Here is a 24,221-nt window from a genome sequence, read left to right as displayed (position 1 = left end):
GGGGCGCGGTCGACGGTCCGGACTGCCGGGGCTGTGGACCGAGGCCGGGTCGTCAGCCGGCGAAGGCCGGGTCCAGCACGTCCTCGCTCTGCGGTGCCCAGGCGTTGCCGGTGAGCATGTGCAGGGTGCCACCGGCCACGGCGTAGACGGAGGACGTGCCGTTGCCCCCGCTGAGCCCGGTCAGGCCCGCGAGGCCGGGCAGCTCGCGGTAGCGCCCGGACACGTCGTAGGCCCGGGGCCGGACCGAGCCGGTGCCCCCGAGCGGGGCCGCGACGAACTCCCGGTCGCTGAGCCACAGGGCCACGTCCGCGTCGACGTCCGCGGCGACCCGGAACGGCTCGTTGAGCCGGCGCGGCGTCCCGTCGGGCTCGCGCACCACACCGGCCAGCCAGATCTGGGAGATCCCGTCGTCCTCGGTGACGACGAGCGCGCGCGTGCCCCCGCGCGAGATCCGCAGCGAGGTGACGGTCCGCGCCGCGAGCCACGAGGCCTCGACACGGACGGGGTCCCCGGCGCCCGGGCCGGTGCGCACGGCCCGGGCGGTCCCGGCGGAGTCCCCGGTCCACACCCACCCGTGCTCGTCGAAGCTGGGGCGGGTCAGGCCGGTCCCGCTGAAGCGCTCCACGGGCTCCTCGCCCCGGGCCACGGTCACCAGCGAGCCCGTGCTCGTGTCCACGAACGCGAAGTGCTCGGCGGCGGTGTCCATCGCGGGGCTGGACGGGTGGTGGCCGTCCAGCGGGGGGATCCCGTCGACGCCCTCCGTCTGGCCGCCCTGGTAGAACACGAGCCCGCCGTCGCGCAGGCCCACCTGACGGGACGGGACGGTGACGTCCTGCACGGGTGCGGTGTCCGTCCACCCCGCGCCCAGCTCCACGGGTGCTCCCTCGACGAGCAGCTCCACGTCGTTCACCGCGGTGAGGGACCGCAGGCTCAGCGAGAGCTGGTCGTGCATCCGGCGGTTGATCTCGATGTTCGCCGGATCGAACTCGGGCACGCTGAGCTCCACCGTGGCGGTGCCGTCCCGCACGGGCACCGACGAGCGCGCGAGCGTGGTCCCCGCCGGGAACGCCGAGGTCACGGCGCCCCGGAGGTAGGGCGCGGGGCCGCCGAGCAGGGCCCGCACGATCGACGTCGAGACGGGCACCCGGTCCGGGAACCACCGGGGGTCGACCACCACGTTGGACAGGTCCTCGTCCGCGAAGTACAGGTGGTGGGGCTCGAAGATGTCCTCGAAGTCGGCCGGGGTGAGCGCCGTCGCGTCGGGGGCGTCGGAGATCCGCCACTGGCCGTCCACCTGGGCCACGTCGAAGTCGAGCACCTCGGTGGCGCCCGCCGGCTTGCGCTCGATCACGCCGCTGCCGTCCACCACGCTCTCCACCTCGAGGTTCACGCGGTACTCGTTCTCCTCGAGCCGGGGCACGGGCTGGGCGTCGCCGCGGTGCACGATGGTGCGCGCGTCGGGGTGCCAGGTGCCCGCGAGCTCCGGGGTGAGGTACTCCCGGGCCACGGAGTAGTCGTCGGCCACGCCGGTCCCGGCCGCGAGGAAGCCCCGGACGATCTGTTCGGGCGTCGCCCCCTCGCGGGGTCCGGCCGGGGCGACGTCGTAGGTCGGCTGGGCCGCGGACCGGGTGGGCTCGGCGTGCCGGTGCACGGGACCCGTGCGGGGAATGGCGCCGCAGCCGCCGATCGCCACGGCCGCGGCCACGGCCAGCGCGGCCGTGCGGGTCAGCCTCCGGGTCGCGCTCATGACCGGTCCTCCTCGAGGTCGGCCGGGTGCGCCGCGGCGGCCGGCCGAGCCTGCTCCGCCGGGGCCGCCAGGGCCAGGGTCCCCGTCCGCGTCACCACCGCCGTCTCCGGGTACGCGTCGGCGTCGGGCGGCAGGCCGAGCGGGCTCTCGTCGTCGGGCACGAGCCGCCGTCCGCGCGTGCGGGGCAGGGTCAGGCGGAAGCACGCGCCCTCCCCCGGGGCGCCCCAGACGTCGAGCCGGCCGCCGTGCAGCCGCGTGTCCTCGGTGGCGATCGCCAGACCGAGCCCCGTCCCGCCGGTCGTGCGGGCACGGGCCGGGTCCGCACGCCAGAAGCGGTTGAACACCTTGGCGGCCTCCTCCTCGGTCATCCCGATGCCGTGGTCGCGCACGGCCACGGCCGCGGCGACGTCGGAGGCCCCGACGACGATGTCGATGGGCCGTCCCTCCCCGTGCTCCAGGGCGTTGACCACGAGGTTGCGCAGGATCCGCTCGATCCGGCGCTGGTCCCCCTGGACGGTGCAGCGGGACAGCTCCGAGCGCACCCGCACCGTCGAGCCGGAGGAGACGGCGAGCGGGGCGGCGGCCTCCACGACGTCGTGCACCACCGAGAACAGCTCGACGCTGGCCACCTCGAGCCGCGCCGCCCCCGCGTCGAAGCGGGAGATCTCCAGCAGGTCGGCCAGCAGGGAGTCGAAGCGGTCCACCTGGTGGTAGAGCAGCTCGGCGGAGCGCCGGTTGACGGGGTCGAAGTCCTCCCGGGCGTTGAAGAGCACCTCGGCCGCCATCCGCACCGTGGTCAGCGGGGTGCGCAGCTCGTGGGAGACGTCCGAGACGAAGGTCTGCTGCATCGAGGAGAGCTGCTCGAGCTGGGTGATCTGCTCCTGCAGGCTGTCCGCCATGCGGTTGAAGGACCGGGCGAGCCGGGCGACCTCGTGCGAGCCGCTGACCGGCATCCGCACGCCCAGGTCGCCGTCCGCGAGCTGCTCGGCCACGCGGGCGGTGCTGGACACGGGGCGGACGACCTCGCGGGTGACGTACCAGACGATCGCGCCCACGAGCAGGAGCAGGACGACCACCGACAGGAGCAGCACCGCGTGCATCGCGTCGAGGGTGCGCTGCGGCTCGGAGAAGTCGTAGACGAGGTAGAGCCCGTAGCGGCTGTTCTGGTAGAGGTCCACCACGGTGCCGACGACGATGACGGGGGCTTCCTCCCCGTTCTCCGTCAGCCTGACCGAGGCGGGCTGCCAGAACACGCCGTCCTGCTCCGCGAGCCGCTCCTGCAGCTCCGGAGGCACGGTGCTCGAGGTCATCCAGGGGTTCTGGCTCTGCGCGGGGATCAGGGTCTGCCCGCTCATGAAGTCCATCGGGAGCAGGATCCAGCGCTCCGTCTCCGCGCCGTCGACCGAGAGCGAGCCGAGGGTCGAGGCCACGAGCGCCTGCAGTTCGTCGCGGTCGGAGGCGTCCGAGGCGTCGAAGCTGGCCTGCACCTGCTCGAAGTCCGCGGTGGCCGAGGCGAGGACCTGGTCCAGCCGTTCGGTGAACAGCCGGTCCGCGATCTGGTGGGACAGGAAGCTGCCCGTGACGAAGAAGGCCAGCGCGGTGAGGGACAGGGACACGGCGATGGCGCGGAACTGCAGGGACTGCCGCCACCGGCGGGCCAGCAGGAGGCGCCCCAGCCGCAGCCGTCGGGTCGCGGCCCCGGCCGGCCCGCGGCGCCGGCGGGAGGCGGCGGAGTCCGGCGGGGTCATCGGGCGGACGAACCCGCCTTGTAGCCGACGCCGCGGACGGTGACCACGATCTCGGGGCTCTCCGGGTCCCGCTCGATCTTGGAGCGCAGCCGCTGCACGTGGACGTTGACGAGCCGCGTGTCCGCGGCGTGCTGGTAGCCCCAGACGTCGCGGAGCAGCATCTCCCGCGAGAACACCTGGTGCGGTGCGCGCGCCAGGGCGGTGAGCAGGTCGAACTCCAGGGGGGTGAGGCCGATCTCGTGGTCCCCGCGGTGCACGCTGTGCCCGCTCACGTCGATGGTGAGGTCGCCGATCCGGAGCTCCTGCGAGTTGGCGCGCTCGACGGGGCGCAGCCGGGCCCTGACCCGGGCCACGAGCTCGGCGGGCTTGAACGGCTTGGGCACGTAGTCGTCGGCTCCGGCCTCGAGTCCGCGGACCACGTCGACGGTGTCCGACTTGGCGGTGAGCATGACGACCGGGACGTCCGAGATCGTGCGGATCTCGCGGCAGACCTGGATGCCGTCCTTGCCGGGGAGCATCAGATCGAGCAGCAGCAGGTCCGGGCGCACGGCCCGGAAGGTGTCCACCGCCGTGGCACCGTCGTAGCAGAAGACGGGCTCGAAGCCCTCCGCGGTCAGGACGATCCCGATCATCTCGGACAGGGCGGCGTCGTCGTCGACGACCAGTATTCGCGCGTTCATCGCCTCTCCGGTGGTGTGGGGCGGCCCCGCCGGGGCGGGCACCGCCGTGGCCCGGGGCGTCCGGGGCGTCGTGGTGGACCGGGGTCCACCTGCATTGTGGCCGATCCCGGCCCGCCCCGCACCTCGGCGCGGAGTGTGTCTGTCCACCAGCTGGACGGGATCAGGCGTCGGCGGCGGTGCGGGCCAGCGTCGACGCGGTCTCGGTGACCCGCGCGAGGACGTCGCGCAGCTCGGCGGGGCCCAGGGCGTCGAGCTCCTCGCGTGGTGTGATCCGGACCTGGTCGAGGGCGGCGGGCGGCAGGCCGACGTCCCGCCAGGCGGACCACACGCCGGCGGCGAGGGCGGCGGCCGATGCGCGGGGCACGGGGACGAGGCCGAGCCACAGCTGCATGCCGTCCTCGACGAGCGCCGCGAGCGGTTCCCAGTCCCGGACCGGGCCCACGGGGGCCGGCACCTGCACGGCGTCCGCACCGGCCTCCGCGGCGAGCCGGGGATCGACCTCGGGGGGCAGCCGCAGGGCGACGCCGGCGGCACCGGCCCCCCGGCAGGCGTCGACGACCGCGGCGAGCGACCGCCGCGCCTCGGCGAGGGGGACCGCGCGCAGGGTCCGGTAGCCGCTCATCGTGGGCAGCTCGCCCGCGAGCACCCGGGCGAGCTCGGGCTCGTCCAGCTGGACGAGGACGTCGCGCCCGGGTGCCGCGGCGCGCACGGCCCGGACGTGCTCGACGACCCCGGCGGCCAGGGAGTCGGCGATGTCGCGGCGGGCGCCGTGGTCCTTGAGCGCCCGCTCCCCCGCGTGCAGGTGGAGCCGGGCGGCCAGGCTGAGCGGGCCGATCAGCTGCGTCTTGACCGGTGCGTCGTCGGGGCCGCTCTCGGCGCCGATCACGTCGGCGAGCACGTTGACGTCACCGGCCAGCAGCGCCCGGGCGGACCGGGAGTCCTTGCCCGGCGCCCCGGACACGCGCAGCCCGTGGGGCTGCTGATCGGCGTACAGCTCCTCGAGCACCGCGGCCGTGCGGGCCACGGGGTCGGCGGCCGCACCGCGGGCCGGCAGGACGGGCAGGAACGAGATGTGCGGGGCCCCGAGCTCACCGCGCAGCAGCGTGATCGACTCGACGACGTCCGTGCCGGGCATCGCGCCGAGGGCCGTGCCCACGACGCCGGGGACGTCGGGGTCGGTGCGCCGGGGACCGGCCGGGGCGCTGCGGCTCACGAGAGGTCGTCGTCCTGCCGCCGGTGGTCCTCGGAGAGGGCCACGTGGTGGCGGATGACCTCGCTGATGATGAAGTTCAGGAACTTCTCCGCGAACTCGGGGTCCAGCTGGGCGGAGGCGGCGAGCGCACGGAGCCGGCCGATCTGGGCGGCCTCGCGGTCCGGGTCGCCGGCGGGCAGGCCGTGGGTGGCCTTGAGGACGCCGACGCGCTGGGTGGCCTTGAAGCGTTCGGCGAGCAGGTGCACCAGGGCCGCGTCGATGTTGTCGATGGTGCCGCGGATCGAGTGCAGCTCGGCGAGCACGCGGGGGTCGGCCTGCTCCTGCAGCGAGGACGCGGTGGCGTCGAAGTCCTGGTGGGCCCGGACGTCGGCGGCGGCGTGGGGGTGCGGTGCGCTCATGCCGGCCAGTCTATCGGGCGGGGTCTGGCCGGCCCGCACCGCCCGCGACGTCGGGGCGGGCCAGCGAGTGGGCGCGGTCGACCGTGGCCTGGCCGAGGACCCGGGTGCCCTGGTAGAGCACGACGGACTGGCCGGGGGCCACGCCGCGCAGGGACTCCTCGAGGCGGACCACGAGCTCGGGCACCGGGCCGCCGTCGGGCCCTGCGACGAGCTCGAGGTGGGCCCGGGCGGGAACCGGGTCCCCGTGCGCGCGGACCTGGGCGAGGACGGGGAACGAAGCCGACGCCGTCCCGGCCGCGACCCCGGGCCGCAGCAGCGGTGCCGCCTCGGGCACGGGCGCCCCGGTCCAGGAGGGACGGATCCCGCGCAGCTCGTCGACCGCCAGCATTGCCTCCGGGCCCACGACGACCTCGTTGGTCGCGGGCCGGATCTCCAGCACGAACCGGGGCCTGCCGTCGGGGGCCGGGGTGCCGATGCGCAGGCCCTTGCGCTGGCCCACGGTGAAGGCGTTGGCGCCGGGGTGGGTGCCGACCACGGTGCCCTCGACGTCCTTGATCTCGCCCTCGGTCATCTCGATGCGCTCCGCGAGCCAGCCCCGGGTGTCGCCGTCGGGGATGAAGCAGATGTCGTGGGAGTCTGGCTTGCTCGCCACGGACAGCCCGCGGCGGGCCGCCTCGGCCCGCACCTCCGCCTTGGACGGGGTGTCGGCCAGCGGGAGCAGCACGTGCTCGAGCTGCTCGGCCGTGAGCACGCCGAGGACGTAGGACTGGTCCTTCGCCCAGTCCGCGGCGCGGTGCAGCTGCCGGCCGCCGGCGGGGTCCTCGACCACCTTGGCGTAGTGGCCGGTGCACACGGCGTCGAAGCCCAGGGCGAGGGCCTTCTCGAGCAGGGCGGCGAACTTGATCTTCTCGTTGCACCGCAGGCACGGGTTGGGGGTGCGCCCGGCCGCGTACTCCGCCACGAAGTCGTCGACGACGTCGGCCTGGAACCGCTCGGAGAAGTCCCACACGTAGTACGGGATGCCGAGGACGTCGGCGGCACGCCAGGCGTCCCGGGAGTCCTCGATCGTGCAGCAGCCCCGGGAACCGGTGCGCAGGGTGCCGGGCGTGCGCGAGAGCGCCAGGTGGACGCCCGTCACGTCGTGGCCGGCGTCGACGGCGCGGGCCGCCGCCACGGCCGAGTCGACGCCGCCGCTCATGGCTGCCAGTACTCGCACGGTGAGATCGTCTCCAGAGGTCGGGGTCGGAGGTCGTGGTCCGTGTCGTCAACGGGGCGCGGCGGGCCGGTATTCCCGGCGCGCCGGGGTGCCCCCGGCGGGTCCCGGCGGCGCGGGTCAGACCGGCGCCGCGCCGGAGAGCCCGGCGCGCAGCGCCCGCCGGTGGACCTCGGGCAGCACGGCGAGCAGGGCGTCGACGTCGGCGCCGGTGCTGGTGCGGCCCAGGCTGAAGCGCTGCGCGCCGCGCGCGGCGGCCTCGTCCAGCCCCATGGCCAGCAGCACGGCGGACGCGCGGGGCACCCCGGCGTGGCAGGCCGAGCCGGTGGAGGAGGCGATCCCGGCGCCGTCCAGCAGGAACAGCAGGGAGTCCCCCTCGCACCCGGGGAAGGTGAAGTGGGCGTTGCCGGGCAGCCGGGCGCCCGTGTGCTCCCGGTCCTCCGGTCCGCGCAGGACGGCGTCCGGCACGATCCGGCGCACGCCCTCCACCAGCCGGTCGCGCAGCCCGGCGAGCCGCTGCGCCTCGGACTCCCGCTCCGCGGCGGCCTCCCGTGCCGCCACGCCGAACCCGGCGAGCGCGGCGGCGTCGAGGGTCCCGGAGCGCACCGCGCGCTCCTGCCCGCCGCCGTGCTGGACGGGCGCCAGTCCCACGGCGCGCCCTGCCACCAGGGCACCGGCGCCCACCGGGCCCCCCACCTTGTGCGCCGAGACGGCCAGCGTGGTGAGCCCGGGCAGGTGCGCGTCCACGGGCAGGGCGCCGAAGGCCTGCACGGCGTCGCAGTGGAAGGGGACCTCGAACTCCTCCGCGAGCGCGGCGAGCTCCGCGACGGGCTGGACGGTGCCCACCTCGTTGTTCGCCCACATCACGGTCAGCAGCGCGGTGCCGCCCGGATCCCGGGCCAGTTCCTCCCGCACGGCCTCCGCGTCCACCCGCCCGGCCGCGTCGACGGGCAACCAGACGGCCTCGGCGTCCTCGTGGGCGGCCAGCCACTCGACGGTGTCCGCCACCGCGGCGTGCTCCACGGCGGAGACGAGGACGCGCCGACGGCGGGGGTCCTGCTCGCGCCGGTGCCGGTACAGGCCCTGGACGGCCAGGTTGTCGGCCTCGGTGCCCCCGGACGTGAAGACGACCTCGACGGGCTCCGCGCCCAGTGCCGCCGCGACGTCGTCACGGGCCTGCTCGACGACGGCGCGCGCCGCGCGGCCGGGCCGGTGCAGGGAGGACGGGTTGCCGCCGCGCGCCAGCTGCTCGGCGACCGCGGCGAGCGCGGAGGGCCGGAGGGGCGCGGTGGCGGCGTGGTCGAGGTAGACGGGCTCGTGCGGCACGCACGCCATTCTAGGGCCCCGGCCCGGACCCGGGCCCGGCGTCCGTAGACTGGCGGTCATGCTCCGCATCCTCTTCCACACCCCCGAGATCCCGGGCAACACCGGCAACGCGATCCGCCTCGCCGCGGTCACCGGGGCCGAGCTGCACCTCGTGGAGCCGCTGGGCTTCGACTTCGGCTCCGCGCACCTGCGCCGGGCCGGGCTCGACTACCACGACCTCGCGGTGCTGACCGTCCACCCGGACCTGGACGCGGCGTGGGCCGCGCTGGCCCCGGAGCGGGTCTGGGCGTTCACCACCGACGGCGAGGTCTCGCACACGGACGTGGCCTACCGCCCCGGGGACGTCCTGCTGTTCGGGCCGGAGTCGGTGGGCCTGCCCGCCGAGGTGAAGGCGGACCCGCACGTCACCGCGCGGGTCCGCATCCCCATGCTGCCGGCCCGCAGGTCGCTGAACCTCGCGAACTCGGCGTCCATCGCCGTCTACGAGGCCTGGCGCCAGCTGGGCTTCGCAGGCGCCGGGAGGAGCTAGGGCCGGTCACCCGGCCGCCCACGGCGGTTCACGTCGCGCCGCTCACCGCTGCTCGTCGGCGTCGCCGACCGTCACCTCCACGGTGCGCTCCTCGCCGTCCCGCACGACCGTCATCGTCCCGGTGCCGCCGGCGGGCAGCTCGCGCACGGCCGCCGTGAGGGAGCTCGCGTCCTGGATGCGGTGGCCGTTGAACTCCCTGATGACGTCGCCCACCTCGAGACCGGCGTCGTCGGCCGGTGAGCCGGGCACGACCTCCTGCACCGCGGCGCCGTCGGAGAAGGCCCGGCTCCGGCCCTCCGCGCCCGGAGCGGCGCTCACGCTGGTGCCGAGGTAGCCGTGCGTCGCCCGGCCGTTGTCGATGATCTCCTCGGCCACCCGCCTCGCGGTGTCGACGGGGATCGAGAAGCCCACGCCGATGTTGCCGGCCTCCGTGGTGGAGCCGGCCGAGGCGATGGCCACGTTGATCCCGATCACCTCGCCGTCCGTGTCGATCAGCGGGCCGCCCGAGTTGCCCGGGTTGATGGCCGCGTCGGTCTGGATCACGTTGAGGAACACCGACGACGAGGAGCCCTGCGAGCGGCCGCCGGAGCCGCCGTCCTCGTCGGGGAAGTTGAAGAAGAAGTCGTTGCCGTTGCCCCGCTCGTCGCCCTCGCCCTCCGAGGGCGTGCTCGGCGCGGCGGAGGAGGCCACCGTGATGGTCCGGTTGAGGGTGGAGACGATCCCGTCGGTCACCGTGCCCGCGAGACCCAGCGGCGCCCCGATGGCGATGGCCGTGTCGCCCACGTTCACGTCGTCCAGGGAGCCCAGGGTCGCGGGGGTCAGCCCCTGCGCCTCGACCTTGAGCACCGCGAGGTCGGACAGCGGGTCGGTGCCGACGATCTCGGCCGGGAGGACCCTGCCGTCGTCGAGCTGCACCTCCAGGGAGGGGCTGCTGGTGCTGCCGTCGAGGGTCACCACGTGCGTGTTGGTGAGGATGTGGCCCTCGTCGTCGATGATCACCCCCGAGCCGGAGCCGTTCTGGCCGCCGCCGGACGCGGAGATCGTCACCACGGACGGGGACGCCTTCAACGCCGCCGCGGTGACCGCGTTCACCTCGTCCTGGTCGTTGACGATGATCGAGCGGGACGTCGAGCCGCCCGCCGCCGGGGCCGCGCCGCCGTCGTCCAGCAGGGCGTCCGTCCCCACGGCCGCCCCCGCCCCGACCAGCGCGGCCAGGACCATTCCCGTCAGGAGCGAGCCCCCCGAGAAGCGCCGCCGCTGCCGGCCACCTCCGGCGCCGCTCCCCGTGCCGCTCCCGTCGCCGCCCCCCCACGGGTGCCGGCCGACGGGGTCCCCGCCGCCCTGCCACGCGCCGGGGTAGGAGCCCGCGTCCTGGTCGCCGCCCGGCCGCACGCCGTAGACGGGGCGCGCGTCCTGCTGGGCGCCGGCGGCCCACGGGTCCTGGGCCGGACGGCCGCCGACGGACGGGAGGGGCTGCGTGAGCTGCGGATCGGCACCGTAACGGGGGTCGCGGGGCTCGGACATGGGGTCTCCTCCTGGAAACGGACGGGCCCGGCACCCCCGTGCGGGCGGGGTGGCGCGGGCGGCTCTGTCTCCAGTATCCACAACGGCACTGAGACGACGCTGAGAGCCCTGGCCGCAGCCCGGGTGCTGCCCGGACGGGCCCCGTGGGTCCGCCGGGCGCCCATCGGCAGGTCGTCAGCCGCCTTGTGGTTTCGCCCTGCGCGTAGGCCCGGTGCCGGTCGGCACGCCGCGGCGGCCCCGTCCTAGAATCGGGAGCACCGACCACGTGAGGGAGATCATGCACTGGCGCCCCATTGCCCGCCGGACCGCCGCCGGCTGCGGGCTCACGCTCGCCCTGTTCGTACCCGCGGGAGCGGCCGTCGCCCAGCCGCCCGTCGACGTGCCCCCGGGCGAGCGGATCGTGGACGAGTCCGGGGTCCTGGAGGACCCCTCCGCGCTGGCCGCGGACGTGCGCGAGCTCGCCACCCAGGAGGGCATCACCCTCACCGCCGTCTTCGTCGACTCCTTCACGAGTCCGTCGGATCCCGACGCGTGGCTGCAGGAGTTCGCCGAGCTCAACGGTCTCGGCAGCTCCGACGCGGTGCTGGTGGTCGCCACGGAGGACCGGCAGCAGCGCTTCTCCGCGTACTCCACCGGGCCCCTCAGCGCCCAGCAGCAGGAGCGCATCAACCGGCAGTACATCACCCCTGCACTCGCGGCCGACGACTGGGACGGCGCGGTCGAGGGCGCGGTCGAGGGCATCGAGGCCGAGCTCTCCGGCGCCCCCGCCGGGACGCAGGACAGCACCGACGGGGGCGGTGCGGGCTTCGGCCTGCTCGGCCTCGGGGCGCTCGGGCTGGGCGGGCTCGCCGTCTACGGCATGGCCTCCCGCAACAAGAAGCGCCGGCAGCAGGAGTCCGCCCCGCAGGGCGGGCGCGGCGGCCGGGGCGGCCCGCAGGGTCCCGGCGGCCCCTACCAGGACGTCCCGGTGCCGGAGCTGCGCAAGCGGGCCGGGGAGCTGCTCGTGTCCACCGACAACGCCATCCAGCACTCCGAGCAGGAGCTGGCCTTCGCGCAGCTGCAGTACGGGGACGAGCAGGTCGAGCCGTTCCGCCGCGCCATCCAGGACGCCAAGAAGCACATGCAGGCCTCCTTCGCCCTCCAGCAGCAGCTCGAGGACCACATCCCCGACACCGAGGAGCAGCAGCGGGCCTGGCTGGGCGAGATCATCGCCCGCTCCCAGGACGCCCAGCGCCCGCTCCAGCAGCACCAGGAGGCGTTCAGCTCACTGCGCCGGCTGGAGTCCCGGGCCCCTCAGGCCCTCGAGGACGTCCAGCGCCAGGCCGAGGCCGTGCGCCCCCGCTTCGCCACGGCCGATACCCGCCTGCGGGAGCTGACCGCCCACTACCACGAGAGCGCGCTCGCGCCCGTCAAGGACAACATCGACCAGGCCCGGGACCGGCTCGACTTCGTGGACACCGCGGTGGAGGAGGCACGCACCGAGCTGGCCGCCGGGCGCACGAGCGACGCCGTGCTGGACATCCGGGCCGCCGAGGAGGGCGTGGGCCAGGCCCAGGGCCTGCTCGACGCCGTGGAGCACGCGGCCACCGAGCTCGCCCACGCCGAGGAGTCCCTCAAGGACGCCGTGACCATCGCCCAGCGGGACGTCGCCGAGGCCGACGCCCTCGTCCGGCGCGGCTCCAACCCGGAGCTCGCGGGCGCCGTCGCCGGCGTCAGCGCCGTCCTGCGCACCGTCGAGGACCAGATGGGCGCGGGCCGGATCGATCCGCTCGGCCTGAGCCGGCGTCTGGCCGTGGCCAAGGACGAGCTCGACAAGGGACTCGCGTCGGTGCGCTCCCAGAACGACCGGGACCGCTCCGCGCGGGAGACCCTCGCCCACACCCTCGTCTCCGCGCAGGCCCAGCTGAGCTCGGCGAGCGAGTACATCTGGGCCCGCCGCGGCGGTGTCGGCCCGGAGGCGCGCACCCGCCTCGCGGAGGCCGAGCGCTACCTGGAGGCCGCCCAGCAGGCCCGGAGGTCGGACCCCTCCGAGGCGCTGACCTACGCCAACGAGGCCGTCCGCCTCGCCGGGGAGGCGCAGTACATCGCGCAGCAGGACGTGGAGTCCTTCTCCTACGGCGGGTTCGGCACGCCGCTGGGGATGGGCGGCCACCGGGGCCGCTCCAACAGCGGCCTGGGCGGCGCGATGCTGGGCGGCATCCTCCTCGGCTCCATCCTCAACGGCGGCGGAGGCTTCGGCGGTGGCGGCGGCGGTGGCGGCGGCGGTTTCGGCGGCAGCTTCGGCGGCGGCTTCGGCGGTGGCGGCGGCTTCGGCGGCGGCATCGGGGGCAGCTTCTGACCCCGGTCGCCGGGCGCCCGCCGTTGCTGGACGGCCCCCGGCCACCCTGTCCGCCCGACGAACCCTGACCGCCCCTCGATCCCCGACCGACCGACGATCCCGGGAGGCCCCTCCCGGGAGCACCACAGGAGAGAAGGAACCATGATCAAGCAGTCCATCTTCGGCCGCATCGCCCAGCTCGCCAAGGCCAACATCAACGCCATGATCGACGCCGCCGAGGACCCGCAGCGCATGCTGGACCAGATGGTGCGCGACTACACCGAGAACATCCGCGAGGCGGAGGCCGCCGTCGCGCAGACCATCGGCAGCCTGCGCCTGCTCGAGCAGGACCACGCGGAGGACGTGCGCGAGTCCCAGGAGTGGGGCAACAAGGCCCTCGCCGCCTCGAACAAGGCGGAGGAGTACCGGGCGACCGGCAAGGCCTCCGAGGCCGAGAAGTTCGACAACCTCGCCAAAGTCGCCCTCCAGCGCCAGATCCAGTACGAGACGGAGGCCCGGGGCGCCGAGCCGCAGATCCAGTCCCAGACGGAGGTCGTGGAGAAGCTCAAGGACGGGCTCAACCGGATGCGGGGCAAGCTCCAGGAGCTGTCGAACAAGCGGGACGAGCTCAACGCCCGGCAGAAGACCGCGCAGGCGCAGGCGCAGGTCCAGGACGCGCTCAAGGCCTTCGACGTGCTGGACCCGACGAGCGAGGTGTCCCGCTTCGAGGACAAGATCCGCCGCGAGGAGGCCCGCGTCCTGGGCCAGCAGGAGCTCGCCGCGTCCTCCCTCGACGCGCAGTTCGAGTCCCTCGAGTCCCTGGGGCAGCAGTCGGAGATCGAAGCACGGCTCGCCGCCCTGAAGTCCCGCAACGCCGAGAGGATCGTCTCCTCCGAGGAGGTCTGACCCGCACTCCTCCCGTCGCACGCAGGAGCCCCCACGGCCGCGGCCGTGGGGGNNGCCCCCGGACCGTGACGGTCCGGGGGCCTTCCGTGGTTGCGGGGGCAAGATTTGAACTTGCGACCTCTGGGTTATGAGCCCAGCGAGCTACCGAACTGCTCCACCCCGCGGCGACATGTACGACTATACGTGCCGCGGGGTGGGCCCGCAAATCGGCTACCCGGCGGGCTGCTCGGCCGGCTCCTCGGGAGCCGGCTCGCCCTCCGCCTCGGGGGCGACGCCGTCCGCCTCGAGCGCGCGCTCGATGGCGTCCTGCAGCCGCTGCTGGGCCTCGCCGTAGGCGCTCCAGTCGCCCTCCTGCAGGGCCGCCTCGGACTCCTGGATCGCCTGGTTGGCGTCGCTGAGTGCGTCCTCGAGGCTGCCGCCGCCGGCCGGGGGCTGCGCCCCGTCCCCACCGGCCCCGTCCGGGGTCCCGGCCTCGGCGTCGTCGACGCCCGCACCGGTCGACGTCTGGGCGCCGGAGTCGCCCTGGAAGACCTCGTCGAGGGCCTCCTCGAGGGTGGGCGCGAAGCCCACCTCCTCGCCGAAGCCGACGAGCACGCGCCGCAGCGTCGGGTACGCGGCGTCGCCCGAGGACTGGACGTAGACGGGCTGGACGTAGAGCATGCCGCCGCCCGCGGGCAGGGTCAGCAGGTTGCCGTTGATGACCTCGGAGGCACCCTGGCGGAGCAGGTTCAGCTCGGTCGAGACGTCCGTGTCCGAGTTGAACAGGTTCTGCGCCTGGCCGGGGCCGGGCACCACGGAGGAGCGCGGCAGCTCGAGGAGGCGCAGCGTGCCGTACTCGTCGCTCTTGACGCCGTCCTCGCCGGTCCCGGCGTCGGAGTTGGCGGAGAGGTACCCGTACATCACGTTGCGGGTGTTGCCCGTCTCGGACTGCTGCGGGATGAAGGAGGTGGTGAGGGAGAAGTTGGCCTCCTCCTCACCGGGCATCCGCATCGAGAGGTAGTACGGGGGCAGCGCCACGTCGGAGTCCTGCGTCGGGTCGTTGGGCACGGACCACACGTCGTCGTTCTGGTAGAAGCTGCCCGCGTCGGTGACGTGGTAGCGGTTGAGCAGCTCCCGCTGCACCTTGAACATGTCCTGCGGGTAGCGCACGTGCGCCATGAGCTCCGCCGACATCTCGGAGTAGGGCTGCAGCGTGTTCGGAAAGACGTTCTGCCACGCCTTCAGCACCGGGTCCTGGTCGTCCCACGCGTACAGGTTCACGGTGCCGTCATAGGCGTTGACCGTGGCCTTGACCGAGTTGCGGATGTAGTTGACCCGCTCCGGCGGCAGCGCCGCCGCGGCGCCCTGGGCGGTCTGCGTGTCCTGCGTCGCCTCCTGCAGCACCGACGGCGTCGAGTACGGGAAGGCGTCCGAGGTGGTGTAGGCGTCCACGATCCACTGCACCTGGCCGTCGATGATGGCCGGGTACGGGGCGCCGTCGACCGTCAGGTACGGGGCGACCTTCTCGATGCGCTCGCGCGGGTCCCGGTCGTAGAGGATCTGCGACTCCGGGCGCACGGCGTCCGAGAGCAGCATGTCCGAGGACTGGAACTTGATGCCGTAGGCGAGACGGTTGAAGAAGTTGCCGATGCTCGGCCCGCCGTTGCCGGCGAACGTCGTCTTGGCGTCGCCGGCCTCGTCGCCGGCCGTCTGCGGGCGGTCCAGCTCGAGGGGCTCGTCGCCCTCCGCGCCGCCGACGATCGAGTAGAGCGGGGAGTTCTCGCCGAAGTAGATGCGCGGCTCGTAGTCGTCCGAGATGACACCCCGGGACGGGATCCCCGACTGCATGAACTGCGGCTTGCCGTCCACCTCGACCCGGTTGCCGTAGGCGGCGACCACGCCGTAGCCGTGAGTGTAGACCACGTGCTGGTTGAACCACCCCTGGTTCTGGTCGGGGTTGAGCTCACGGGTCGCGATGACGGTGTCCTGGACCTCGCCGTCGATCTCGTAGCGGTCCACGTTGAGGGTGTCCGGGAACTGGTAGTAGGGGCGGAACTGCTGCAGCTGGGAGAACGCCGCGGAGACCACGTTGGGGTCCAGCAGGCGGATGTTCGAAGTCGTCTCGGTGTCCTGGCGCAGGGCGCCCTGCTCGGTCTCCGTGGTGGCGTCGTACGGCATGACATCCGCCTCGTCCAGCCCGTAGGCCGATCGGGTGAGGTCGATGTTGCGCTGGATGTACTGGCTCTCCAGGGCCTGCTCGGTGGGCGTGACCTGGAAGCGCTGGACGATCCACGGGTAGATCCCGCCGGCCACCACGGCGACCACGAGCAGCATGGCGGTGCCGATGACCGGCAGCCGCCAGCGACCGATGAAGGACGCGACGGCGAACAGGATCGCGACGATCAGGGCGGCCGCCGCGAGGATCGCCTTGGTGGGGATCACGGCGTTGACGTCGGTGTACAGGGCGCCCGTCCACGTCCCGGACGTGGACTGCAGCGTGGAGTACCGGTCCAGCCAGAAGTTCGCGGCCTGGAGCAGCAGGAACAGCGCGGCCAGCACCCCCAGGTGCACGCGCGACGCCCGGGTGGTGCTGAGCCCCCGCTCGGTGATCCGGATGCCGCCGTAGACGTAGTGCATCAGGATCCCCGCCACGCCGGCCAGCAGGATCGCCGAGACGAGGAAGCCGATGAGGAAGCGCAGGAAGGGGAGGGTGAAGACGTAGAAGCCGATGTCGAGACCGAACTGCGGGTCCTCCTGGCCGAACGGCTCCTGGTTGAGGAACAGCAGCACGGTGTCCCACTGGGTCATCGCCGTGCTCGCCGCGAACAGCCCGAAGAGCACGGGCACGACCACCATGACGATCTTGCGGACCGGTTCCAGGGCCTCCTGGTAGCGGCGCAGGTTGTCGTCCACGATGGACTCGGCCGTGATCGGCCGGCTCCGGTAGGCGAGGAAGAGGCTGGCGAACATCAGCGCCGCCACGAGGACGGCGGCGACCACGAAGATCACGATCTTCGTGACGTTCTCGGTGACGAACACGCTGAGGTAGCCCAGCTGGTCGTACCACAGGACGTCGGTGTAGAGCTGGGTCAGCCCCACGAAGGCGGCCACGAGGACCAGGACGACCACGACCGTCGGCCACAGCGCACCCCGTTTCCGCCGCTGTCCTGCTGGCTGCTGCCTCGGTGGTCGGGGGGCGGTGGGTCCGGCGGTCACTGGTTACCTCTGCAATCGGGGTCGTTCGTCAGGTGTGGTGCGTGAAGTCGTGGGGTGTGGCCTGCGTCGGGGAGGAGCGCCACCGGCGGGGCACCGGGGCGCCCCGTCCATTCTGCCCGCGGGCTTCTCGGGGGTGCAATCGCGCACGCGGCGGCCGTCATCGGGCCGTGCACCCCGGCAGCGCCGAGAGGTCCCCGCCGTCCCGGACCGCCTCGGCCGTGGCCACGGCGTCGTCGAGGGTGCGCACGGACACGACCGTCAGCCCCTCGGGCACGTGCCCCTGCGCCTCGGCGCAATTGCCCTCCGGGGCGAGGAAGACCTCCGCCCCGGCCGCCGCGGCTCCCTCGAGCTTCTGCCGGATGCCGCCGATGGGCCCCACCTCTCCCTCCGGGGTGATGGTGCCGGTGCCGGCCACGTGCCGGTTCCCGGCGATCGAGCCCGGGGTCAGCTCGTCGACGATCCCCAGCGCGAACATCAGCCCCGCGCTGGGCCCGCCGACCTCGTCGAGCTCGAAGGCGACGTCGATCGGGAAGTCGTAGGCGGCCAGCAGGAACACGCCGAGCTGCCAGTTCCCCGACGCCTCGTCGCGCACGGTGTCCACCTCGACGTCGCGCGGCGTACCGGCGCGCTCGACCTGCAGGGTGACGCCGCGTTCCCCTGCGGCGTCGAGAGCCGCCTTGAGGGACGGCAGCGACCGGACGGGCTCCCCGTCCACGCCGCGCAGGACGTCCCCGTGCTCGAGCACCCCCTCCGCGGGGCCGCCGGGGATGGTGTCCTGCACCGACAGGCGGGTGTCGAAGTCCTGCCCCAGGTGCGTCAGCGCGGCGGCGACCGAGTCCTCCTGCGAGCTGCTCATGGCGAGCATGCTGTGCTGGGCGGCCTCCTCCTCGGAGACGTCCCGGGGGTAGAGGGTGTCGGCCGGCACGACGGAGGCGGACGGGTCCAGCCAGGACCCGAGGACCGTGAGCACGTTGACGTTCTTGTTGGGCCCGCCGGTGACGTAGACCGTCGTCAGGTCCAGGACGGACTCGCTCGGGTAGGTCGGGGCCCCGGAGACCCCCAGCAGCTGCCGGCCGTCGTGCTCCCCCACGGTGTTGAACGTGGGCCCGGGCGCCTCGATCACGAAGGGCGCGGGCAGCACCGTCCCGGCCAGCAGCAGCCCGGCCGAGCCGAGCAGCGCCCAGGACTCGAGGCCGCGGCGGCGCAGGGCACGGCGCGGGCGGGGGGATGCGGTCACGGGCGGTCCTCGGCGTCGTGGTCGGGAGGACCGGGGGCTGCGGAGCCGCCCGGTCCGGACGGTCCAGCTTATCGTGCGGGACCCCGTCGTGAGCTTCCAGCGAACTGGGAGTTGGCTCATGGTCGGCCCCGTCCGGTGCTCGCTACGCTGGGAGCAGAGACGTCGGGCGCGCCCGCGCCGCCCGATCCCCCGACCCGACCGAAGAACGGTGGACCCATGACTCCCCAGCCTCCCAGCGACCGCCCCGGGAACACCCCGGGGGACGACTCCGGCGACGGCCCCAAGGACCCCTTCCAGGAGATGCTCGAGCGCCTCATGGGGCAGAGCGGGATGAGCCCCGAGGACCTCCGGCGCGCCGGCGTGCCGGTGGACCCCCAGGCGATGTCCATGATGTTCCAGCAGATCCAGTCCATGATGGGCGCCGGGGCGTCCGAGGGGCCGGTCAACTGGAAGCTCGCCCACGACCACGCCCGGCAGATCGCCTCCGCGGACGGCGACCCGTCCGTGACCCCGGCCCAGCACGGCGCGGTCGAGGACGCGATGCGCCTGGCCGAGCTGTGGCTGGGCGATCACACCGAGTTCGGCCAGACCTCGATCCGACCCCAGGCGTGGTCCCGCGCCGAGTGGATCGAGGCCACCCAGGAGACCTGGAAGGACATGACGGGCCCGGTCGCGGAGTCCGTGACGAAGGCGCTCACCGACGCCCTCACCCAGCAGCTGCCCCCCGAGCTGTCCGCCATGATGGGCGGGGCCTCGGGCATGCTCGCCGGCGCCGGCGGGATGCTGTTCGGGATCCAGCTCGGCCAGGCCATCGGCGGTCTGTCCCGCGAGGTGCTGTGCTCCACCGACATCGGCCTGCCGCTGGCGGAAGGCCGTTCCGGCCTGCTGCCGGCCAGCATCAGAGCGTTCGGCGAGGGCCTGGACATCCCGGCGCAGGAGATCATGCTCTACGTCGCCGTGCGCGAGGCCGCCCACGTCCGCCTGTTCGCGGCGAACCCGTGGCTGCGCCAGCACATCCTGGACCTCGTCAAGCGTTTCTCCGCGGGGATCCACATCGACATGTCCCGCATCGAGGAGGCCGCCCGGGACATCGACCCGATGGACCCGTCGAGCATGCAGGAGGCCCTGTCCTCCGGGATCTTCGCCCCGCAGCAGACCCCGGACCAGGAGGTCACCCTCAAGCGGCTCGAGACGGTGCTCGCCCTCGTGGAGGGCTGGGTGCACGTGGTGACCGTCGACTCGACCGCCAACCTGCCCTCCGCCGAGGCCCTGTCCGAGACCGTCCGGCGGCGCCGCGCCTCGGGCGGGCCCGCCGAGCACGCGTTCGGCTCCCTCGTGGGACTGGAGCTGCGTCCGCGCCGGCTGCGCGAAGCCGCACAGTTCTGGCAGTACGTCGGCGAGCGGCGCGGCGTGCAGGACCGGGACGGCCTGTGGGACGCCGCGGAGCTGCTGCCCACCGACGAGGACCTGGACGATCCCGCGGGCTTCTCGGAGCGCCGCGGTCTGCTCACCGCGTCCGAGGACGAGGTCGACGCCGCGCTCCAGCGGCTGCTCTCGGGCGGCTACGAGGGGCCCGGGGCGGACGGCGGTCCCGCTGTGGACGGCGGTCCCGCTGTGGACGGCGGCCCCGGCGCGGACGGCGGTTCCGGGCGGCCGGAGGGCGAGGGGCCTCAGGACGGGGACGGCTCCCGCTGATCCGCCGCGGCGCCTCCGGCGTTCCGGTGCGCCCACGCGGCGCCGTCGAGGAACGCCCGGGCCTTCTCCGCGAGCGGGTACCGGGCCTCGAGCTCCCGGAACCGGGGGCTGTGGTCGGCCTCGAGCAGGTGCGCCAGCTCGTGCACCAGCACGAAGTCGAGCACCCACTCGGGGGCCTCCTGGAGCTGCGCCGAGATCCGGATGACGCCGGTGGCGGGCGTCGCCGAGCCCCACCGGGTGTGCTGCCGCCCGGACCAGCGCACGTCCGAGGGCCGGGCGCGGCCGTCGAGGTGGCGCCGCGACAGCTCCTGGGCGCGCCGCAGCAGGCGGTCGTCGGATCGCCGTTCGGCGCCCCTGGCCGCCTCCCGGCGCCGGCGCTCCACGACCCGGGGCACCAGCTCCCGGGTCCAGTGCTCGATCTCCCGCCGGGTGGCCGTCTGGGGGACCGAGAGCACCACCGTGTCCTCGCTCCAGTGGGCGGACACGGTCTTGCGCCGGCGGGCGGAGCGGCGCACGACGACCTCGGGCTGCGACGGTACGGGCATGGGGCCATTGAACACGCCGCGGCCGCGGGCCGCGAAACGCCGCCCCGCGCCCGTGTGCACGGCCCTGCGACGTGGACTGTGGACGACCCCTCGACGCGCGCGCCGAGGGCACGGTTCCGGCGAGAGTGACGACGTCCCGCCCGTCTCCCGGAAGGCGCCCTGTGCCCACCACCCCGCTCCCCGGTCCCCGTCAGGGTCCCGGCCACGGCCCGGACCCGGGGCTGTCGTGCCTCGAACGCCCCCGCCCGGACGAGGTGCACGTCCTGGTCCTGGGCCTGGACGGCCTCGCGGCGGCGCTCGCCGTGCGGCTGCTGCGCTGCGGCGTGCTCGGGCTCTACGTCAGCGACCCCGCTGCCGTGACCACCGCCGACCTCGGGACCGGCGCGTACCGGCCGGCGGACGTCGGCCGGAGCCGGGAGGCGGCTCTGCGCCGGAGGCTGCGCGAACTCGATCCCCGGTGCGCCCCCGTCAGCGCGCCGGAGCTGTTCCCCGGTGCGCTGCTGCCGGGCACCGTCGTGGTGCACAGCGCCGCCCACCCTGCCTCCGCCCCGGCCGGGCGGGTCCTGCCCGGCGCGGCGGCCCCGGAGGCGTGGGCGGGGATCGACCCCCGGCACCCGGTGGTGTCGCTGCACCACGCCGACGGCGTGCTGCTGCGGTGGCCCACCGTCCCGTGGGCGCACCGGCCCTGTCCGGACTGCGTTGGGGCGACCCTCGGGGGCGGGCAGCCCGGCGAGGCGCCTCGCGGCCGCGCCGCCGTCCTCGCGGCGTGGGCGGCGCCGGCCCACGCGGAGGCCGTCGCGGTCCGCCTGGCCGTCGAGGTGCTCGCGGTGGCCCTGGCCTCGCTGTGCGGCGCCGACGGCCGGGAGGGCGGGTCCGCGGCCCGGGACGGTGCCCGGCACGCCGCCCTCTACGCCCCGCCCTGGCCGGACGCGGTGTCCTGGCTGCGGCTCGACCGGAGCCGGTGCCTGTGCGGGCTCGATCAGGAGTGAGCGCGGGCGCCCCGCGGGCGGGAGCGGCGCTGGGGTGTGCGGGGCCCGTCCGTCTCCCGCAGGGCGTCGAGGAACCGTGAGGGCTTGCGCGTGGGCCTGCCGCCCGGGGTGCGCGACAGCGTCCAGGACAGCACCAGGTGCTCACGGGCGCGTGTGATGCCCACGTAGAGCAGCCGCCGCTCCTCGTCGACCTCGTCCGCGGTCTCGGCGAAGCCGATCGGCATCAGCCCCTCGCTCAGGCCCGCCAGGAACACGGCGTCCCACTCCAGGCCCTTGGCCGAGTGCAGGGACGCCAGGGTCACCCCGTTCATCACGGGGGCGTCCTGCTGGGCCATGCGCCGCTCGAGCTCCGCGGCGAAGTCGGGGAGCACGAATCGCTCCTCGCGGGCCCCGGCCTCCGCCGCCATCCGGTCCGCGAGGGAGACGAGCGCGGCCAGCGACTCCCACCGCTCCCGCACCGCCCCCGTGGAGCGCGGCGCCCGGTCGGAGTAGCCCAGGGAGGAGAGGATGTCCCGCACCAGGCGCGTGGGCTCGTCCGTGGCCTCGGCCGCCCGCGCCGCCGTGCGCAGCTGCACCACCGCCTGCTTGACCTCGGGCCGGTTGAAGAACCGTTCCGTGCCCCGCAGCTGGAAGCCGATGCCCGCCTCCGCGAGCGCGGTCTCGAAGGCCTGCGACTGCCCGTTGGTGCGGAAGAGCACGGCGATCTCGGCCGCGGGCACGCCGTCGTCGATCAGGTCCCGGATGCGCGCCGCCGTCCCCGCCGCCTCGGCCTCGTCGTCCGCGTACTCGTTCCAGGACGGGGACGGCCCGTCCGGGCGCTGCGCCACGAGGCGCAGCGGAGTGGCCCAGGCGCCGGGGGTCGACCCCGGCGCGGGCCGGCGGGCGGCGAGCAGGCGGTTGGCGGTCTCCACGACCTGCGGGGTGGAGCGGTAGTCGCGCACGAGCTCGATCACCCGCGCCTGCGGGTGCCGGGCCGGGAAGTCGAGCAGGTGCCGGGAGGTGGCACCGGTGAAGGAGTAGATCGTCTGCGAGGCGTCACCGACCACGCACACGTCGTCCCGGCCCCCGAGCCAGGCGTCCAGCAGGCGCTGCTGGAGCGGGGAGACGTCCTGGTACTCGTCGACCACGAAGTGCCGGTACTGCTCGCGCACGGTCGCGGCGACGCGCTCGTCCTCCTCGAGCACGGCCACCGTGAGCAGCAGGACGTCCTCGAAGTCGATGAGGTGGCGGTCGGTCTTGAGCTCCTCGTAGGACTGGTACAGGCGCTGGACCGTGCGCACGTCGTAGTTGAGCGGCATCTCCCGCCCGGCGACCCGGGCCGGATAGGTGTCGGGAGTCAGCATCGAGACCTTCGCCCACTCGATCTCGGCGGCGAGGTCCCGCACGGCCGCACGATCCGTGGACAGGCGCATGTTCTGCGCGGCCTCCGTGATGAGCCGCGCCTTGTGCTCCACGAGCCCGGGCAGGGGCCCGCCCACGGCCTGGGGCCAGAAGTACTGCAGCTGGCGCAGCGCCGCGGCGTGGAACGTGCGGGTCTGCACCCCGGCGGCCCCGAGGCCGCGCAGCCGGTTGCGCATCTCGTTGGCGGCCCGGGCCGTGAACGTCAGAGCCAGGACCTTCTGCGGGGTGTAGACACCGGTGGCGATGCCGTAGGCGATCCGGTGGGTGATGGCCCGGGTCTTGCCCGTGCCGGCGCCCGCGAGCACGCACACGGGTCCGCGCAGCGTGGTCGCGACCTCCCGCTGCTCGGGGTCCAGGCCGGCGAGGATGCGCTCCTCGAGCGTCGACTCCACGTCCGTGGCGGCCTCGCTCCCGGTCACCACGCGGTCTCCGGGAGGTCCTCGCCGAGCCAGTGGGTGATGAGCGCGTGCGCGATGGAGACGCGGCCGGGGAGGGTCACCGACCCGGTGCTCGCCGCCTCCCGCAGCTGCGCCCGCGTGAACCAGCGCAGCTCCAGGATCTCCTGGCCGTCCGGGACGGCCGCACCGGAGTGCACCACGGCCCGGCAGCCGAGCATCAGGGAGCGCGGGAACGGCCAGGGCTGGGAGCCCAGGTACTGCACGTCCCCCACGGTCAGGCCCGCCTCCTCGGCGACCTCGCGGACCACGGCCTGCTCCAGGGACTCCCCCGGTTCCACGAAGCCGGCGAGGGTCGAGAACCGGTTGCCCTGCCACAGCGCGGAGCGGCCCAGCAGCAGCCGCTCCCGGGCGGGGTCGGGGTCGCCGTCGCTGACCGCCACGATGATCGCGGGATCCGTGCGCGGGAAGTGCAGGGAGTCGTCGTTGCGGCACTGCCGGGCCCACCCGGAGCGGATCACCTCGGTGGGCTCCCCGCACTGCGGGCACCGGGGGTGGTCCCGGTGCCACAGGCCCACCGACTGGGCGGTGACGAGCAGCGCGGTGTCCCCGGCCGGGAGGACCGGGCCGAGCTCCCGCAGGCCGGCCCAGCGCAACTCCTGCCCGCTCCGGGTGGCGGCGAACGCGGTGACGGCCGCCACGAGGGGCTCGGGCACCGCGAAGGGCTCCGCCGCGGCGTCCTCGCCCCCGGGCTCGGGGGCGGCGACGGCACGCAGGAGGACCCGGGGGCCGCGGGCCCCGTCGGCGCCGGGCAGCCGGCCGAGGTAGACCTCCGGCCGGCGCGGGTCGTGCGGCACGGCCGGGAGCTCGGCCGTGGGCACCAGGAGCAGGGCGTCGCCGGCCACGGGGGCGAGACCGCCCGCGAGCACGAGCACGAGCGTGCTGGGGTCCTGCGCGGCGAGCACGCGCACGTCCTGGAGCTCACGGTCGACCGCGTCGCGGTCGAAGGCCGTCGCTGCGAACGGCATCCGGGCCGGCGAGAGGCGCTCGGGGGCGGGCACGGGGCGGGAGCCGGGGACGGGCTCGGGAGGAGTGGAGGCGGGCACGTCTCCCACTGTAGCGACCCGGGCGGACCACGGGCCGGGCGGGTGGGGACGGCTGCC

18 protein-coding genes and 1 tRNA gene are annotated in these 24,221 nt (G+C 74.6%); 5 read left to right on the top strand and 14 right to left on the bottom strand.

Translation table 11 applies throughout. The features are described from left to right. Positions 1-52 precede the first annotated feature (52 nt). From ABD220_RS09200 to ABD220_RS09170, 7 genes are all read right to left on the bottom strand, one after another. Positions 53-1,747, bottom strand: a complete 1,695-nt coding sequence (locus ABD220_RS09200; RefSeq protein WP_344121865.1) for an LpqB family beta-propeller domain-containing protein — start codon at positions 1,745-1,747, stop codon at positions 53-55. Further along, positions 1,744-3,495: an MtrAB system histidine kinase MtrB gene (gene mtrB, locus ABD220_RS09195; protein ID WP_344121863.1), complete on the bottom strand. Its 1,752-nt coding sequence runs from the start codon at positions 3,493-3,495 to the stop codon at positions 1,744-1,746. The genes ABD220_RS09200 and mtrB overlap by 4 nt, the downstream gene beginning before the upstream one ends. After that, entirely contained in the window at positions 3,492-4,175 is a 684-nt protein-coding gene (gene mtrA, locus ABD220_RS09190; RefSeq protein ID WP_344121861.1) for an MtrAB system response regulator MtrA, read from the bottom strand. Before mtrA ends, mtrB begins: the two co-directional genes overlap by 4 nt. A gap of 160 nt (positions 4,176-4,335) precedes the next feature. Further along, complete coding sequence (locus tag ABD220_RS09185; RefSeq protein WP_344121859.1) at positions 4,336-5,388, bottom strand: uroporphyrinogen decarboxylase/cobalamine-independent methonine synthase family protein; 1,053 nt, start codon at positions 5,386-5,388, stop codon at positions 4,336-4,338. Further along, on the bottom strand, positions 5,385-5,786 hold the full coding sequence (locus ABD220_RS09180; protein WP_344121857.1) for a chorismate mutase: 402 nt from the start codon (positions 5,784-5,786) through the stop codon (positions 5,385-5,387). Before ABD220_RS09180 ends, ABD220_RS09185 begins: the two co-directional genes overlap by 4 nt. Before the next feature lie 10 nt (positions 5,787-5,796). After that, positions 5,797-7,002: a tRNA 2-thiouridine(34) synthase MnmA gene (gene mnmA / locus ABD220_RS09175; protein WP_344121855.1), complete on the bottom strand. Its 1,206-nt coding sequence runs from the start codon at positions 7,000-7,002 to the stop codon at positions 5,797-5,799. Between the two features lie 117 nt (positions 7,003-7,119). After that, positions 7,120-8,334 (bottom strand): cysteine desulfurase family protein, encoded by a 1,215-nt coding sequence (locus ABD220_RS09170; RefSeq protein ID WP_344122075.1) that lies wholly within the window; start codon positions 8,332-8,334, stop codon positions 7,120-7,122. A gap of 49 nt (positions 8,335-8,383) precedes the next feature. Between ABD220_RS09170 and ABD220_RS09165 the strand changes: the two genes are divergently transcribed. Next, positions 8,384-8,854: a tRNA (cytidine(34)-2'-O)-methyltransferase gene (locus ABD220_RS09165; RefSeq protein ID WP_344121853.1), complete on the top strand. Its 471-nt coding sequence runs from the start codon at positions 8,384-8,386 to the stop codon at positions 8,852-8,854. A 42-nt stretch (positions 8,855-8,896) separates the two neighbouring features. Here ABD220_RS09165 and ABD220_RS09160 read toward each other — a convergent pair whose 3' ends face one another. Further along, positions 8,897-10,378, bottom strand: a complete 1,482-nt coding sequence (locus tag ABD220_RS09160) for a S1C family serine protease (RefSeq protein WP_344121851.1) — start codon at positions 10,376-10,378, stop codon at positions 8,897-8,899. Positions 10,379-10,655: 277 nt separating this feature from the next. Between ABD220_RS09160 and ABD220_RS09155 the strand changes: the two genes are divergently transcribed. Both ABD220_RS09155 and ABD220_RS09150 read left to right on the top strand, forming a co-directional pair. Further along, on the top strand, positions 10,656-12,716 hold the full coding sequence (locus tag ABD220_RS09155) for a TPM domain-containing protein (RefSeq protein ID WP_344121849.1): 2,061 nt from the start codon (positions 10,656-10,658) through the stop codon (positions 12,714-12,716). 141 nt (positions 12,717-12,857) lie between these two features. Then, complete coding sequence (locus tag ABD220_RS09150; protein ID WP_344121847.1) at positions 12,858-13,601, top strand: PspA/IM30 family protein; 744 nt, start codon at positions 12,858-12,860, stop codon at positions 13,599-13,601. A gap of 87 nt (positions 13,602-13,688) precedes the next feature. Here ABD220_RS09150 and ABD220_RS09145 read toward each other — a convergent pair. The 3 genes from ABD220_RS09145 to ABD220_RS09135 form a co-directional block, all read right to left on the bottom strand. Beyond that, positions 13,689-13,765: transfer RNA gene (locus ABD220_RS09145), tRNA-Met, on the bottom strand. Positions 13,766-13,811: 46 nt separating this feature from the next. After that, positions 13,812-16,796, bottom strand: a complete 2,985-nt coding sequence (locus tag ABD220_RS09140) for a UPF0182 family membrane protein (RefSeq protein WP_344121845.1) — start codon at positions 16,794-16,796, stop codon at positions 13,812-13,814. A 157-nt stretch (positions 16,797-16,953) separates the two neighbouring features. Continuing rightward, positions 16,954-18,033, bottom strand: a complete 1,080-nt coding sequence (locus tag ABD220_RS09135; protein WP_344121843.1) for a YlbL family protein — start codon at positions 18,031-18,033, stop codon at positions 16,954-16,956. 216 nt (positions 18,034-18,249) lie between these two features. On the opposite strand from ABD220_RS09135, the gene ABD220_RS09130 reads away from it, so the two are divergent. Beyond that, positions 18,250-19,728: a zinc-dependent metalloprotease gene (locus ABD220_RS09130; protein WP_344121842.1), complete on the top strand. Its 1,479-nt coding sequence runs from the start codon at positions 18,250-18,252 to the stop codon at positions 19,726-19,728. Here ABD220_RS09130 and ABD220_RS09125 read toward each other — a convergent pair. Next, the gene (locus tag ABD220_RS09125; protein ID WP_344121840.1) at positions 19,704-20,273 is read right to left on the bottom strand and encodes a M48 metallopeptidase family protein; all 570 of its coding nucleotides are present in this window, start codon (positions 20,271-20,273) and stop codon (positions 19,704-19,706) included. The genes ABD220_RS09130 and ABD220_RS09125 overlap by 25 nt on opposite strands. Positions 20,274-20,434: 161 nt before the next feature. On the opposite strand from ABD220_RS09125, the gene ABD220_RS09120 reads away from it, so the two are divergent. After that, entirely contained in the window at positions 20,435-21,262 is an 828-nt protein-coding gene (locus tag ABD220_RS09120) for a ThiF family adenylyltransferase (protein ID WP_344121839.1), read from the top strand. On the opposite strand, the gene ABD220_RS09115 is transcribed toward ABD220_RS09120, so the two are convergent. After that, entirely contained in the window at positions 21,253-23,085 is a 1,833-nt protein-coding gene (locus ABD220_RS09115; RefSeq protein ID WP_344121837.1) for an ATP-dependent helicase, read from the bottom strand. The two genes, ABD220_RS09120 and ABD220_RS09115, sit on opposite strands and share 10 nt — an antisense overlap. After that, positions 23,079-24,164 (bottom strand): NAD(+) diphosphatase, encoded by a 1,086-nt coding sequence (gene nudC / locus ABD220_RS09110; RefSeq protein ID WP_344121835.1) that lies wholly within the window; start codon positions 24,162-24,164, stop codon positions 23,079-23,081. Before nudC ends, ABD220_RS09115 begins: the two co-directional genes overlap by 7 nt. Positions 24,165-24,221: the final 57 nt, after the last annotated feature.

Origin of the sequence: Kocuria aegyptia, from assembly GCF_039530085.1 — a bacterium.
Classification (GTDB): Bacteria; Actinomycetota; Actinomycetes; order Actinomycetales; family Micrococcaceae; genus Kocuria; species Kocuria aegyptia.
Note: the sequence above shows the minus strand (reverse complement) of the source record. Positions and strands in the feature narration are given on the sequence as shown.

Coding starts and splice junctions, on each gene's coding strand:
- ABD220_RS09180 (WP_344121857.1), bottom strand. CDS start 5,786: ATGAGCGCACCGCACCCCCACGCCGCCGCCGACGTCCGGGCCCACCAG.
- mtrA (WP_344121861.1), bottom strand. CDS start 4,175: ATGAACGCGCGAATACTGGTCGTCGACGACGACGCCGCCCTGTCCGAG.
- ABD220_RS09155 (WP_344121849.1), top strand. CDS start 10,656: ATGCACTGGCGCCCCATTGCCCGCCGGACCGCCGCCGGCTGCGGGCTC.
- ABD220_RS09125 (WP_344121840.1), bottom strand. CDS start 20,273: ATGCCCGTACCGTCGCAGCCCGAGGTCGTCGTGCGCCGCTCCGCCCGC.
- ABD220_RS09170 (WP_344122075.1), bottom strand. CDS start 8,334: ATGGCGTGCGTGCCGCACGAGCCCGTCTACCTCGACCACGCCGCCACC.
- mtrB (WP_344121863.1), bottom strand. CDS start 3,495: ATGACCCCGCCGGACTCCGCCGCCTCCCGCCGGCGCCGCGGGCCGGCC.
- ABD220_RS09150 (WP_344121847.1), top strand. CDS start 12,858: ATGATCAAGCAGTCCATCTTCGGCCGCATCGCCCAGCTCGCCAAGGCC.
- ABD220_RS09160 (WP_344121851.1), bottom strand. CDS start 10,378: ATGTCCGAGCCCCGCGACCCCCGTTACGGTGCCGATCCGCAGCTCACG.
- ABD220_RS09165 (WP_344121853.1), top strand. CDS start 8,384: ATGCTCCGCATCCTCTTCCACACCCCCGAGATCCCGGGCAACACCGGC.
- ABD220_RS09130 (WP_344121842.1), top strand. CDS start 18,250: ATGACTCCCCAGCCTCCCAGCGACCGCCCCGGGAACACCCCGGGGGAC.
- ABD220_RS09200 (WP_344121865.1), bottom strand. CDS start 1,747: ATGAGCGCGACCCGGAGGCTGACCCGCACGGCCGCGCTGGCCGTGGCC.